The organism is Sphingobium nicotianae (assembly GCF_018603885.1).
Classification (GTDB): domain Bacteria; phylum Pseudomonadota; class Alphaproteobacteria; order Sphingomonadales; family Sphingomonadaceae; genus Sphingobium; species Sphingobium nicotianae.
The window spans coordinates 15711-28287 of record NZ_JAHGAW010000016.1 but is presented as its reverse complement, the minus strand read 5'-3'; the positions used below and the strand labels follow the sequence as shown (position 1 = coordinate 28287).

Sequence of the window (12577 nt, the reverse complement as noted above, 5' to 3'; positions counted from 1 at the left end):
CGCTCAGGCCGGGTTGTTCGCAGCGAGAAACGCCTCCATCTCCTGGAGGAACTGGAGCCGGTCCTCCTGCCGCGAGAAGAAGTGATCGCCGAGCGGCTGCTCGACATAGCGATAGGGCTTGCCCGCCGCCTTCAGCTTCTCGGCCATGTCGCGGGACTGGTCCACCGGCACGCGACGGTCCATCTTGCCGTGCATCAGCAGGATGGGTGTCGAGAAGCTCGCCGCATAATTGATCGGCGACACCGCCTTGAAGTCCGGCGCCTGCTCCTTCATCCAGGCGCGCCGGGAGCCCGCGTTCAGGAAATGACTGTCATAGCGCATCATGGCACCCAGATTCGACACGCCGGCATAGGAAATGGCGCAGCGATAGCGACCCCCGTCCCGCTGGGCACCGCGCATCGCCGCATAGCCGCCATAGGAGGCGCCCACGATGCAGACGCGCCTGGCGTCGGCAATGCCCTCCTTGACGAGATGATCGACCGTGTCGTTGAGATCGTCCTGCATGGCGAGGCCCCATTGCCCCTCGCCCTTGGCGGCGAAGGCGTTGCCATAGCCGGAGGAGCCGCGATAATTTGGCTGGATGACGGCATAGCCGCGATTGGCGAGGAATTGCGCGATCCAGTCCCATTCCTCAAGATCGCGGGCGAAGGGGCCGCCATGCGGCATCAGGATCAGCGGCAGATTCTTGGCCTCGCGTCCCTTGGGTAGCGTCAGCACCGCCTCGATCTCCAGCCCGTCGCGCGCCTTGTAACGGATCGACCGGACGGGCGCCTGGCCGGTCACCGGAATCTTCTCATAGGTGCGGGCGAGCACGCGCAGCGTTCCGTCGTCGGTCCCGTACGAATAATAAGCGCTCGGCCGGTCCGGCCCGCCCACTTCGACGATGAACCTGTCCCGCGCCCGGTCCCAGGAAACGATCCGCGCGAACCGGCTGGCGCCAACCGCCTTGTCGAACTGCGCCTGAAGATCGATCATCGCCGGATCGATCCAGTGGACGCGCTCGCGCGTATCGGTAAACCTGACGCCCGCGAGGCCCGTACCGGCCGCGTCCGTGATAATGCCGCCAATGTCATAGCCGGGGACGTAAAAGACCGGATCGCCGAGCGTCAGCTTCGTCATGTCGAGCGCACGCAGTTCGTCGAAGCCGGATGAATCGTCATAGGCGAGCGCCTTGCCGGGCTCCGCGAGGAAGAGGGCAGGCGCGCGCAGGTTCTCGTCCTTGCGACCGTTGGCGACCTGCAAAAGGCGAAAGCCGTCCTTGTCGCTGGGTCGATAGTAGAGCAGCGACTGTCGCGACGCGTCGACATAGCCGAGGCCCATGCGCACGGTGCCGGTCGCATCGGCATACCAATCCCCCACCGATGCCTTGGACGGCACGATCTCGCGCATCTTACCGGTCGAGACGTCGGCCTCCTGAACATCGGGCCAGAAACCGGCGTCGTTCAGATAGATGGACCGTTGCATGGCAAGCACGATGCGCGGACTGCCATCCTTCGCCACCCACAGCAGGTCATCGCCTTTCTGCGCCGCGACCTTCCAGCCCAGCGGATTGACCTTGGTGCCGTCCGCGCTCGCGCCGATCGCGCGCGTGGCATACCATTTCTCGCCGCCATCCACCGCCACCTCGGCGCCGATGCCCAGCACCAGCCAGTCGTCATTCACCCAACGCCACCAGTTGAGATCATTATCGCCCGGCGTGATGCGCGCGATCTTCTGCTCGCCATTGACCATGCTCAGGATGACGAGGAACTGCTTGCCGTTAAGCGCCACTTTCGCGGCGATCTTGTTGCCGTCCGGCGAGAGCTGCGGTCCTTCCATGAACGGCAGCTCGGCGAATGCCTCGACCGGCAGCAGTTTCGCGGCAATGGCCGGCGCGTCGGCGGTTGGCGGTTTCGCCGTCTGCGGCTCCTGCGCCCTGGCCGCCATCACCGCGGCGCCGCTCGCGGCAATCAGCAACCATGCCGCGCCAAGCCGGCGGCCCTTCCCCATTCTCGAAGTCATCCTACCCCCCAGTAGATCCTGCCGTCGTGCTGCCCTCGGCACCCCGGCACCATAAAAATGACGGCGCTTTTGCTCAAGACGTTTGCGGCGCGAGCTCAGTGCGCCCTTCATTCTGGACGCCGTTCACCGCACAAAGAAAAGGCCCGCCCGGATCGCTCCGGACGGGCCTTTCGAAATTGCGGCGGGCGCGATCAGGCGAAGCTGAGCGTCGCCTTCCTGCGGCGCATCTGCAGGCCGGCAACCGCGAAGCCGGCGATCATCAGCGCCCAGGTCGCGGGCTCAGGCACCACGCCCGAGATGTCGAGGCTGATGTCGTCGAGCAGCGGGCCGATCTTGTCGGCGCTGCTGGTCGTGAAGACGAACTGCAGCTGACCGTCAGCCGAGGCGACGAAGTCGACGGACGACGGCGTGAACGCCAGGCTCGACGGGATCACCGCGCTGCCGCCGAAAATGCCATCGCTGCTCGAGATAATGAAGGCCGCGAACTCATCCGAGCCGACCACGCGCTGGCTGCCGCCGACCGAGAAGGACAGCGTGATCTTGTCGCCGGCCTTATAGTTGAAGACGTTCGAGACCAGCGAACCGGCGCCCGGCGTGCCGTCGAGATCGACGCACATGCCCGAGCAGGTGATGCTGTAGTCGCCCGACTTCACGAGATCGACCCCGCCGACCACGGTGAAATTGGCGAAGCCGGTATAGTTCAGCGCCGATGCGCCGCCATTTTCACTGTCGAAATTGTCCGAAAATACGACGGCCGAATGGGCCGGCGCGGCAAAGGCGGTCAGCGCCGCCAGTGCGATTGCGATCCTGCGCATGATAGTCTCCCACATAAAAAAACCGCCCACGCGGTTGGTTCAATTCGCTAATCTGCTTTGCCGCTCTCCGACGACCAATTTATGACTTTGAAAGACACGGTTAACCATTTTGCCGGATCGGCACCAGCCCCGGGGGACAAATCTTTACCTGGCGGGCATATTCTGTCCCAAAACGGGAAAGCCCGTCCGGACCTCGGGTCCGGACGGGCTCCCTCCTCTCCCGTTACCGGGAATGCGCCAGGGTCTTTACATTGCCCCGTGCGCCAGCGCGGCGAGCAGAAGCAGCGCCACGATGTTGGTGATCTTGATCATCGGATTGACCGCGGGGCCGGCCGTGTCCTTGTAGGGATCGCCGACCGTGTCGCCCGTCACCGCGGCCTTGTGGGCATCCGATCCCTTGCCGCCATGATGGCCGTCCTCGATATATTTCTTGGCATTGTCCCAGGCGCCGCCGCCCGAGGTCATCGAGATGGCGACGAAGAGGCCCGAGACGATCACGCCGAGCAGCAGCGCGCCGAGCGCCGCGAAGCCCTCGGCCTGCCCCGCTACGGCGGTGATGATGAAATAGACCGCGATCGGCGTCAGCACCGGCAGCAGCGACGGGATGATCATCTCCTTGATCGCCGCCTTGGTGACGATGTCGACGGTGCGGGCATAGTTGGGCCGCGACGTGCCCGCCATGATGCCGGCATCGTTGCGGAACTGCTCGCGGACGTCCTCCACCACCGATCCGGCCGCGCGGCCCACGGCGGTCATGCCGAAGGCGCCGAACAGATAGGGCAGCAACGCACCGAGCAGCAGGCCGACGATGACGTAGGGATTGTTCAGCGAGAAATCGACGGTGACGCTCGGGAAATATTCCCGGAGGTCGGTCGTGTAGGCGCCGAACAGCACCAGCGCGGCGAGCGCCGCTGAGCCGATGGCATAGCCCTTGGTGACGGCCTTGGTGGTGTTGCCGACCGCGTCGAGCGCATCCGTGCGGTGGCGCACGTCATCGGGCAGGCCGGCCATCTCCGCGATGCCGCCGGCATTGTCCGTTACCGGGCCATAGGCATCGAGCGCGACGACCATGCCGGCCAGCGCCAGCAGCGAGGTCGCGGCGAAGGCGACGCCGATAATGCCCGCAACCTGGAAGGTCGCGATCACGGCGACAACGATCACCAGCGTCGGCAGCGCCGTCGATTCGAGGCTGATGGCGAGGCCCTGGATGACGTTGGTGCCATGGCCGGTGACGCTCGCGCGGGCGATCGACTTGACCGGCCGATAGTTGGTGCCGGTGTAATATTCGGTGATCCACACGAGCAGCCCGGTGACGATCAGGCCGATCATCATGCAGTAGAACAGGGCCATGCCGGTGTAGCCGCCCTTGCCCTCAAGGTCCGCGCCAACAACCGTGTTCATGTCGCCCAGCACATATTGCGTGGCGAAATAGATGCCGATCGCCGACAGGCCGACCGTCACCCAGAAGCCCTTGTAGAGCGCGCCCATGATGTTGTTCGAGCCGCCGAGGCGCACGAAATAGGTGCCGATGATCGACGTGATGATGCACACGCCGCCGACGAGCAACGGCAGCGACATGAGCTGCATGATCTCCGCCGAACTCGCCTTCACGAGCAGGGCGATCGACACCATGGTCAGGCCGAGCGTCACGACATAGGTCTCGAACAGGTCGGCGGCCATGCCCGCGCAGTCGCCGACATTGTCGCCGACATTGTCCGCGATCACGGCCGGATTGCGGGGATCGTCCTCGGGAATGCCCGCCTCGACCTTGCCGACGAGGTCTGCGCCCACGTCCGCGGCCTTGGTGAAGATGCCGCCGCCCAGACGCGCGAAGATGGAGATGAGCGAGGCGCCGAAGGCCAGAGCGGTCAGCGCCGCGATGATCTGGCGATCATTGGGCGCGAGGCCCGAGATATGGACGAGATACCAGAAGAGCACCGCGATCGCGAGCAGGCCGAGGCCGGCCACCAGCATGCCGGTGATTGCGCCGGAGCGGAACGCCAGCGTCAGGCCGCCCTGCAACGATGTGCGCGCGGCTTCCGCGGTACGGACATTGGCACGCACCGAGATGTTCATGCCGATATAGCCGGCAGCGCCCGAAAGGACGGCGCCGATGAGGAAGGAGACGGTGGAGAGCAGTCCGAGCGTGGCGGCGATGATGACCGCGACGATCACGCCGACAATGGCGATTGTGGTATATTGGCGGCCAAGATAGGCCTTGGCGCCTTCCTGGATGGCGCCCGCGATTTCCTGCATCTTCTCGTCGCCGGGCGACGCGCTCAGAACCTGTCGGCTGGTGAACAAGCCGTAGATAACTGCCAGCAGGCCGCAGCCTATGGCAATCAGAACCGATGTCATATCGATGAACTCCCCTGCTCCTAGGTACCCGGACGTTTACCGTCCTGTTGGGCTTTTGTAGCGGGCGGAACCTATCGCCGTGGCTTGCCGCGTCAAGCGGATAAAACCGGCACTTGCAGAGGACGCATGCCAGCCTGTGCGAGGCGGCGACAGATGCGCGATCCGCCCGTTCCGACTGAAACAAGTCCGGTTCCGACTGGAACAACATTTAGGGCGGGCGCGACCAGCAGCGGATCGAAGATTTCCGCCATCAGCGCCAAACCGGCTCCCACTTGCCGTTGGAGGGAGCAAGCTCCCCCCTAGCCGTGCTCATAGCCCAGCCGATCGGGAAGCTTCACCGCCTTGCCGTCCAGCCGCAGCGTGATGCCCTCGCCGCGCTTGAACTGCCCGACCTCGATCAGACCGTGCGGCGGATCGCGGTCCTTGGGCAGCGCCACCAGCAACACATAGTCATCGCCCGCCGTCGCCGCCGCGAGGCGCGCCTCGACCGTGCGCCCACGAACGCTCTCGTAGATTTCGGACAGCGGCACATGGCTGATCTCGATCGCGCAATCGCTCGCGGCCGCCATGCGCGCGGCATCAATGAGCAGGCCGTCCGATACGTCCATCATCGCATGGGCCATCATCGCCAGCGACTGGCCCAGGGTCAGATGCGGCGTCGGCACGCGATAGGCGCGGATCAGCTCGGCCGGCGCGCTCTTGCCCTCGTTGAGCAGGGCCAGCCCCGCACCCGCATCGCCGACCGGGCCGGAGACATAGAGAATATCCCCCGGCCGCGCGCCCGAGCGACTCGGCACCGGCTGGCCATTGGGCACTTCGCCGATCGCGGTGAGCCCGATCACGCGCGGCGCGCCCTCGGGCATCGCCACCGTGTCGCCGCCGATCAGATGCATGCCGAAGCTGCGCAGCGCGCGCGACAGCCCGTCGAGAAAGCCATTGTCCCAGCGCGCATCGCCGGTCAGCGCATAGTTGAGCATGCAGGAGGACGGCGCCGCGCCCTTGGCGGCGAGATCGGACAGGTTGACCGCCGCCAGCTTCCAGCCGACCGTCTCGGCCGGATCGTCGGAGCGGAAATGCACGCCCTCGACCATACTGTCGCTGGTGAGGATGATCTGCTGGCCGATGGTCGGCACCACCGCGACGTCGTCCAGCAGCCCGCGGGCGGCCGGGTCCGTGGCGAGCTCGCGCAGGCGGCGGAGAATGTCCGCCTCGCCGCTCATGCGCCGGGCCGGGCAACCTTGGCGATGGCGTCGAGCAGGCCGTTGACGAACCCTGCCTCGCGCTTGTCGTAGAAGGCGTGGGCGACATCGACATATTCGCTGATCACGCTCGGCGTCGGCACGTCGGCGCGGGCAAGCAGCTCATAGCTGCCCGCGCGCAGGATCTGCCGCATCGGCTTGTCGAGCCGCTCGAGCGACCAGCCCTGCGCCAGCCGCGCCGCGATCAGCGCGTCGATCTCCTCGCGCCGCGCGTCGACGCCCTTCACGACGTCGTCGAAGAAGGCCTCCTCGGCGGGATGGTAGGTCACATCCTCGATCGTCGCGCCGAGGCGATGCTGGTGGAACTCGTGCAGCAGCACGGCCAGCGGCGTCTTTTCCATGTCGAGCTGATAAAGCGCCTGCACGGCGGCAAGCCTGGCGGCGGAGCGGGTCTTGGAGCGGGTTGCGTTCATTTCTTCTTCTCTACCCGTTCGGCCTGAGCTTGTCGAAGCCTGTCCTGAGCGCCTGCCTTGGCAGGCATCGAAGGGGCCTCTCCTTGTATAACGCGCGAGCGAAAAAGAAGAGCCCTACGACCAGTTCGGGCCAAACGGGATTTGGGGGGCTGGGAGGATCTATGTGAGCCGGACCGCCACGCTGGCTGCGTGCGCCGGCAGGCCTTCCGCCTCTGCCAGTGCGACAGCAGCGGGGCCGATCACCCCGATCGCCGCCGCGTCCAGTTGCAGGAAGCTGGTCCGCTTCATGAAATCCAGGACCGACAGGCCGGATGAAAAGCGCGCCCGCCGCCCGGTCGGCAGCACATGGTTCGGCCCGGCAACATAATCGCCGATCGCTTCGGGCGTCATGCGGCCCATGAAGACCGAGCCGGCATGGCGGACCCGATCGAACAGAGGCTGCGGGTCGTCGACCGCCAGTTCGAGATGCTCGGGCGCCAGCCGGTCGACCAGCGGCATCGCGACGTCGAGATCGGCAACCAGGATGATCGCGCCATTGGCTTCCCAGCTCTTGCGCGCCCGTTCCCCCGTCGTAAGCTTGGAAAGCTTCTGTTCGACGGCATCGGCCACCGCATCGGCGAACGCGGCATCGTCGGTGAACAGGATCGACTGGCTGGTCGGGTCGTGCTCGGCCTGGCTCAGCAGATCGGCGGCGATCCATGCCGGATCGTTGGCGCCATCGGCGACCACGACGATCTCGGACGGGCCCGCCACCATGTCGATGCCGACCACGCCATAGACCTGCCGCTTGGCCTCGGCGACCCAGGCATTGCCCGGCCCGACGATCACGTCGACCGGCTTGATCTGCTCGGTGCCATAGGCCAGCGCCGCGATCGCCTGCGCGCCGCCGATCCGCCAGATTTCGCTCACGCCGGCGATGTGGGCCGCAGCCAGCACGGCCAGATTGAGCGCGCCATTCGGCGTCGGCGACATCATGACGATGCGCTCGACCCCGGCGACCTTGGCAGGGATGGCATTCATCAGCAACGAGCTCGGATAGGCGGCGAGGCCGCCCGGCACGTAGATGCCCGCCGCTTCCACCGCATTCCAGCGCGCGCCGAGGCGCACCCCGGCGGCATCGGTCCAGCCGCTGTCCTGCGGCTTCTGGCGCGCATGATAATCGGCGATGCGCGCCGCCGCGAGATCGAGCGCGGCGCGAAGCTCCGGCGCGATCTTCTCGTAAGCCGCTGCGCATTGCGCCGGCGTGATCGTCCAGCCCGCAGCATGCGGATCGAAGCCGTCGAAGCGCGTGGTCAGTTCGGCCAGCGCCGCGTCACCCTCGCGACGCACGCGCGCGATGATGCCGCGCACCGCCTGCGCGACATCCTCGTCCGCCTCGCGCCTGGCGTTGACCAGCGCGTCGAACCTGTCCGCGAAATCGGCGTCGCGCGTATCCAGCCTAAGCGGCATCGGACTTGTCCTTGGTCGTCTCCACGGCGGCGCGGAAGCGCTCGACCATCGGCACCAGCTCGGCCGCGCGCATCTTCATCGCCGCACGATTGACGATCAGGCGCGCCGAAATCTCCATGATCGTCGCCGTCTCGACCAGGCCATTGGCCTTGAGCGTCGCGCCCGAGGAGACCAGATCGACGATGCGCCGCGACAGGCCCAGCGAGGGCGCCAGCTCCATCGCGCCGTTGAGCTTGACGCACTCGGCCTGGATGCCCTGCCGCTCGTAATAAGCGCGGGTGAGATGCGGATATTTGGTGGCGACGCGGACATGGCTCGCCGCGCTCAGTTCCTCGGGCGCCGCGTCGACCGGCTCGGCGACCGAGAGGCGGCAGTGGCCGATGTCGAGGTCGACCGGCGCATACAGCTCCGAATAGCCGAACTCGGCGATCACGTCCGACCCGACGATGCCGATCTGCGCGGCACCATGGGCCACGAAGGTCGCCACATCGAAGGCGCGCACGCGGATGATCGACAGGCCCTCGACATTGGTCGCGAAGCGCAGCGCGCGGCTGCTCTCCTTGTAGAACTCCGCCTCGGGCTCGATGCCGGCGCGCGCCAGCAACGGCAGCGCCTCGTCGAGCACGCGCCCCTTGGGAATGGCAAAGATGATCGGCCGGGTCATGACCGGCGCGCCTTAGGGCTTCGTGGCAAAAAGGGCAATCGTCCGGTGATCTCGCATCCGAAGGTCAGCCAAGGTTAAGGCGAGCGGTTCCATGACAGCGCTCCTGACGCACCGATGCGCGCTGGAGGATCCATGCAGGCCGAGACCAGAGCGACCCTCTCCAAGGTGCCGGCGATCACGCTCGGCTTCTGGCTCATCAAGATACTCGCAACCACGCTGGGCGAAACCGCCGGCGACACACTGAGTATGACGATGAACTTGGGCTATCTGGCGAGCACAGCGATCTTCGCGCTGTTGCTGCTGGTCCTCGTCTGGCGCCAGGTCGCCGCGACGGCTTACAGGCCCTATCTCTATTGGGCGACCATCATCGCATCGACCACCGCCGGCACGACCATGGCGGATTTCGCAACGCGCTCGCTCGGCATCGGCTATGCTGGCGGCTCGGCCCTGCTCCTTGCCGCCGTGCTCCTGTCGCTTGCCAGCTGGCGCCTCACCTTGGGATCGATCTCAGCCGCGCACGTCGCCGATGCGCGCACCGAGATCTTCTATTGGGTGACGATCACCTTCTCGCAGACGCTCGGCACCGCCCTTGGCGACTGGACCGCCGACAGCGCCGGCATGGGCTATGGCGGAGCGGCCATCCTGTTCGCGTCCGGCCTCGCCCTGCTGCTTACGGCCTATTGGCTGACCTCGATCAGCCGGATCGCGCTGTTCTGGGCCGCCTTCATCCTGACCCGGCCGCTCGGCGCGGCGGTCGGCGATTTCCTCGACAAGCCGCTCGATCATGGCGGGCTCGCCTTCAGCCGTCCGCTCGCCTCGGCAGTGCTGGGGGCTGCCATCCTCGCCCTGGTCGTCCTGTCTCGCTGGCGCGCGGACGACTATTCACGGGAGATTTAGTCGCCGCTCCGCGCGATGCGCGGGAACATTTCACCGGGTCCATGTGTTCTCTTGTCGTCAAAAGAAGAAGGAGAACAGATCATGGGCAAGGGAATATTGCTTTGGCTCATCGGCGTGCCAATTCCCGTCATCATCATTCTGTGGTTGCTGTTCCGTTGATTTTTAGTGGGATGTTTTCTTCCCATTTCTACACTGTTCGTCCCGATCCGCTGGTAGCTGCGCAGCATTGCGCGGACCGCGCCTGATCGGGACGAACGGTGACTAGATCAGATCAAATCTATATTTACCCCTCGAACGGATCGCGCACCAGGATCGTGTCGTCCCGCTCCGGCGAGGTCGAGACCGATGCCACCGGGCATTCGATCAGCTCCTCGATGCGGCGGATATATTTGATCGCCTGCGCCGGCAGCTGGGCCCAGCTGCGCGCGCCGACCGTCGTGCCTTCCCAGCCGTCCATTTCCTCATAGACCGGCTCGACCGCGGCCTGATCGGCGGCATGGGCGGGCAGATAATCGATGATCTTGCCGTTGAGGCGATAGCCGGTGCAGATCCTGATCGTCTCGAACCCGTCGAGCACATCGATCTTGGTGAGCGCGATGCCGGTGACGCCACTAAGCGCGCAGGTCTGGCGCACCAGCACGGCGTCGAACCAGCCGCAGCGCCGCTTGCGCGCCGTGACTGTGCCAAACTCGTGCCCGCGACGGCCGAGCAGCTCGCCGGTCTCATCCTCGAGCTCGGTCGGGAAGGGGCCGGAGCCGACGCGCGTCGTATAGGCCTTGACGATGCCGAGCACGAAGCCGGCCGCATTCGGCCCCATGCCGGTGCCCGAGGCGACCGTGCCACTCACCGTGTTGGAGCTGGTCACGAACGGGTAGGTGCCATGATCGACGTCGAGCAGCACCCCCTGCGCGCCCTCGAACAGGATGCGCTTGCCGGCCTTGCGCACGTCGCGCAGGCGCTTCCACACCGGCTCGGCGAATTGCAGCACGAAATTGGCGATCTCGCGCAGCTCCGCGACAAGCGCGGCGCGATCGATCGGCGGCTCGCCAAAGCCGGCGCGCAGCGCGTCATGATGCGCGCAGAGGCGATCGAGCTGCGGCTCCAGCGCATCGAGATGGGCAAGGTCGCACACGCGGATCGCGCGGCGGCCGACCTTATCCTCATAGGCCGGGCCGATGCCGCGCCCGGTCGTGCCGATCTTGCCCTTGCCCGCCGCCGTCTCGCGCATTGCATCGAGATCGCGATGGAACGGCAGGATCAGCGGGCAATTGTCCGCCACCGCGAAGTTGGAGCGATCCACGGTGACGCCCTGCGCTTCCAGCTTCTCGATCTCGGCCTTGAGCGCCCAGGGATCGAGCACCACGCCATTGCCGATGATCGAGAGCGTGCCGGTGACGATGCCGGAGGGGACGAGGCTGATCTTGTAGGTGGTGTTGCCGACAACCAGCGTGTGGCCGGCATTGTGCCCGCCCTGGAAGCGCACGACGCAGTCGGCCTTGCTCGCCAGCCAGTCGACGATCTTGCCCTTGCCCTCATCGCCCCACTGGGCGCCGATCACGGTTACATTTGCCATGGATGTGCATCTCCGCCCTGCCGAGCGGATCCGGATCGCCCTTCGACAGGACTCGACGATCGGATTGGAACAGATAAGGCCGCAGGGCCACTTTCCGGGCGGCGCCCTAGCCCCGGCGGCGCGGCCAAGTCAAGGCGCGATTGCGCTGGCCGGTTCAGCTTGCCTCAAGCATCGCCGTGGCACCGGGGAGGCACGAGTGTCGGAGGAAAAACCCCATGATCCACAATCGCATCCTCGCCCTGGCCGCGATCCCGGTCGTCCTCGCCGTCGCCGTCGCGCCGGGCGACGCCAGCATCCGCGACCGGATTCGCGAGCGCATCGCCCAGCGCATGCAGGCGCAGATCAGGGAAGACCAGACGGTCGACGGCAAGGAGGTCGCCTATGGCAAGGACCCGCTCCAGACCCTCGCCTTCTGGGCGCCAACCCTCCAGACGACACGGCCCGCGCCGCTCATCCTCTTCGTCCATGGCGGCGGCTGGAAGCGCGGCGACAAGACCAATGCCACCGGCAAGGCGAAGGTCGCCCATTTCCGCGAACAGGGCTATGCCGTCGCGTCGATCGACTATCGCCTCGTGCCCAATGCGACCATCGAGCAGCAGGCCGCCGACGTCGCCGGCGCGCTCGCTTATATGAAGGCCCATGCCGGCGAATTCGGCATCGATCCCGCCCGCATCGTGCTGATGGGCCACAGCGCCGGCGCGCATCTCGTGGCGCTGGTCGGCACCGATCCGCGCTATCTGCAGGCTGCCGGCCTCAGCGAGAGCGACGTCGCCGGCATCGTCCCGATCGACGGCGCCGCCTATGACGTTGCGAAGCAGGTCGAGATCGGCGGACGCTTCATGGCGGAGACCTACGGGCAGGCCTTCGGCACCGACCCGGAGCGCCAGCGCGCGCTGTCACCGACCTTCCAGGCGGCCGCGCCCAACGCCCCCGCCTTCCTCATCCTGCACGTCCAGCGCAAGGACGGCATCGCCCAGTCGCAGGCGCTGGCCGAGGCGCTGCGCAAGGCCGGCACGCCGGTCCAGATCAACGATTTCCCCGGCACCGGCCTCAAGGGCCATATGGTGATCAACCGCAGCCTCGGTGACCCCAGCTATGCCGCGACGCCGGTGGTGGATGCCTGGCTCAAGGCGCGGTTCGGGAGCTGA

The 12577-nt window shown here is 66.2% G+C and carries 11 protein-coding genes; 2 read left to right on the top strand and 9 right to left on the bottom strand.

The features are described from left to right. Window positions 1–3: 3 nt before the first annotated feature. From KK488_RS20025 to hisG, 7 genes are all read right to left on the bottom strand, one after another. Complete coding sequence (locus KK488_RS20025; protein WP_250890818.1) at window positions 4–1989, bottom strand: alpha/beta hydrolase family protein; 1986 nt, start codon at window positions 1987–1989, stop codon at window positions 4–6. Window positions 1990–2192: 203 nt separating this feature from the next. Continuing rightward, window positions 2193–2816, bottom strand: coding sequence for a PEPxxWA-CTERM sorting domain-containing protein (locus KK488_RS20020; RefSeq protein WP_214625492.1), 624 nt, complete (start codon window positions 2814–2816; stop codon window positions 2193–2195). A gap of 246 nt (window positions 2817–3062) precedes the next feature. Further along, window positions 3063–5174: a sodium-translocating pyrophosphatase gene (locus tag KK488_RS20015; RefSeq protein ID WP_214625491.1), complete on the bottom strand. Its 2112-nt coding sequence runs from the start codon at window positions 5172–5174 to the stop codon at window positions 3063–3065. A gap of 299 nt (window positions 5175–5473) precedes the next feature. Then, window positions 5474–6394 carry a thiamine-phosphate kinase gene (thiL, locus tag KK488_RS20010; RefSeq protein WP_214625490.1) on the bottom strand — a complete coding sequence of 307 codons (921 nt, stop codon included), beginning with the start codon at window positions 6392–6394 and terminating at the stop codon, window positions 5474–5476. After that, window positions 6391–6846: a transcription antitermination factor NusB gene (nusB, locus tag KK488_RS20005; protein ID WP_214625489.1), complete on the bottom strand. Its 456-nt coding sequence runs from the start codon at window positions 6844–6846 to the stop codon at window positions 6391–6393. Before nusB ends, thiL begins: the two co-directional genes overlap by 4 nt. Window positions 6847–7005: 159 nt before the next feature. Beyond that, the gene (gene hisD, locus KK488_RS20000) at window positions 7006–8295 is read right to left on the bottom strand and encodes a histidinol dehydrogenase (protein ID WP_214625488.1); all 1290 of its coding nucleotides are present in this window, start codon (window positions 8293–8295) and stop codon (window positions 7006–7008) included. After that, the gene (hisG, locus tag KK488_RS19995) at window positions 8285–8959 is read right to left on the bottom strand and encodes an ATP phosphoribosyltransferase (protein ID WP_214625487.1); all 675 of its coding nucleotides are present in this window, start codon (window positions 8957–8959) and stop codon (window positions 8285–8287) included. The genes hisD and hisG overlap by 11 nt, the downstream gene beginning before the upstream one ends. A 132-nt stretch (window positions 8960–9091) precedes the next feature. On the opposite strand from hisG, the gene KK488_RS19990 reads away from it, so the two are divergent. Then, complete coding sequence (locus KK488_RS19990; RefSeq protein WP_214625486.1) at window positions 9092–9856, top strand: COG4705 family protein; 765 nt, start codon at window positions 9092–9094, stop codon at window positions 9854–9856. On the opposite strand, the gene KK488_RS19985 is transcribed toward KK488_RS19990, so the two are convergent. Together KK488_RS19985 and KK488_RS19980 are read right to left on the bottom strand one after the other, a co-directional pair. Further along, window positions 9853–10083, bottom strand: a complete 231-nt coding sequence (locus tag KK488_RS19985; RefSeq protein ID WP_214625485.1) for a hypothetical protein — start codon at window positions 10081–10083, stop codon at window positions 9853–9855. The two genes, KK488_RS19990 and KK488_RS19985, sit on opposite strands and share 4 nt — an antisense overlap. A 56-nt stretch (window positions 10084–10139) precedes the next feature. Next, window positions 10140–11429, bottom strand: coding sequence for an adenylosuccinate synthase (locus KK488_RS19980; protein ID WP_214625484.1), 1290 nt, complete (start codon window positions 11427–11429; stop codon window positions 10140–10142). A gap of 329 nt (window positions 11430–11758) precedes the next feature. On the opposite strand from KK488_RS19980, the gene KK488_RS19975 reads away from it, so the two are divergent. After that, window positions 11759–12577 (top strand): alpha/beta hydrolase, encoded by an 819-nt coding sequence (locus KK488_RS19975; protein WP_214625558.1) that lies wholly within the window; start codon window positions 11759–11761, stop codon window positions 12575–12577.

What these genes read in the sequence shown, in the direction of transcription:
- KK488_RS20025 (WP_250890818.1), bottom strand. Translation starts at nt 1,989, where the DNA reads ATGGGGAAGGGCCGCCGGCTTGGCGCGGCATGGTTGCTGATTGCCGCG.
- KK488_RS20020 (WP_214625492.1), bottom strand. Translation starts at nt 2,816, where the DNA reads ATGCGCAGGATCGCAATCGCACTGGCGGCGCTGACCGCCTTTGCCGCG.
- KK488_RS20015 (WP_214625491.1), bottom strand. Translation starts at nt 5,174, where the DNA reads ATGACATCGGTTCTGATTGCCATAGGCTGCGGCCTGCTGGCAGTTATC.
- thiL (WP_214625490.1), bottom strand. Translation starts at nt 6,394, where the DNA reads ATGAGCGGCGAGGCGGACATTCTCCGCCGCCTGCGCGAGCTCGCCACG.
- nusB (WP_214625489.1), bottom strand. Translation starts at nt 6,846, where the DNA reads ATGAACGCAACCCGCTCCAAGACCCGCTCCGCCGCCAGGCTTGCCGCC.
- hisD (WP_214625488.1), bottom strand. Translation starts at nt 8,295, where the DNA reads ATGCCGCTTAGGCTGGATACGCGCGACGCCGATTTCGCGGACAGGTTC.
- hisG (WP_214625487.1), bottom strand. Translation starts at nt 8,959, where the DNA reads ATGACCCGGCCGATCATCTTTGCCATTCCCAAGGGGCGCGTGCTCGAC.
- KK488_RS19990 (WP_214625486.1), top strand. Translation starts at nt 9,092, where the DNA reads ATGCAGGCCGAGACCAGAGCGACCCTCTCCAAGGTGCCGGCGATCACG.
- KK488_RS19985 (WP_214625485.1), bottom strand. Translation starts at nt 10,083, where the DNA reads ATGCTGCGCAGCTACCAGCGGATCGGGACGAACAGTGTAGAAATGGGA.
- KK488_RS19980 (WP_214625484.1), bottom strand. Translation starts at nt 11,429, where the DNA reads ATGGCAAATGTAACCGTGATCGGCGCCCAGTGGGGCGATGAGGGCAAG.
- KK488_RS19975 (WP_214625558.1), top strand. Translation starts at nt 11,759, where the DNA reads ATGCAGGCGCAGATCAGGGAAGACCAGACGGTCGACGGCAAGGAGGTC.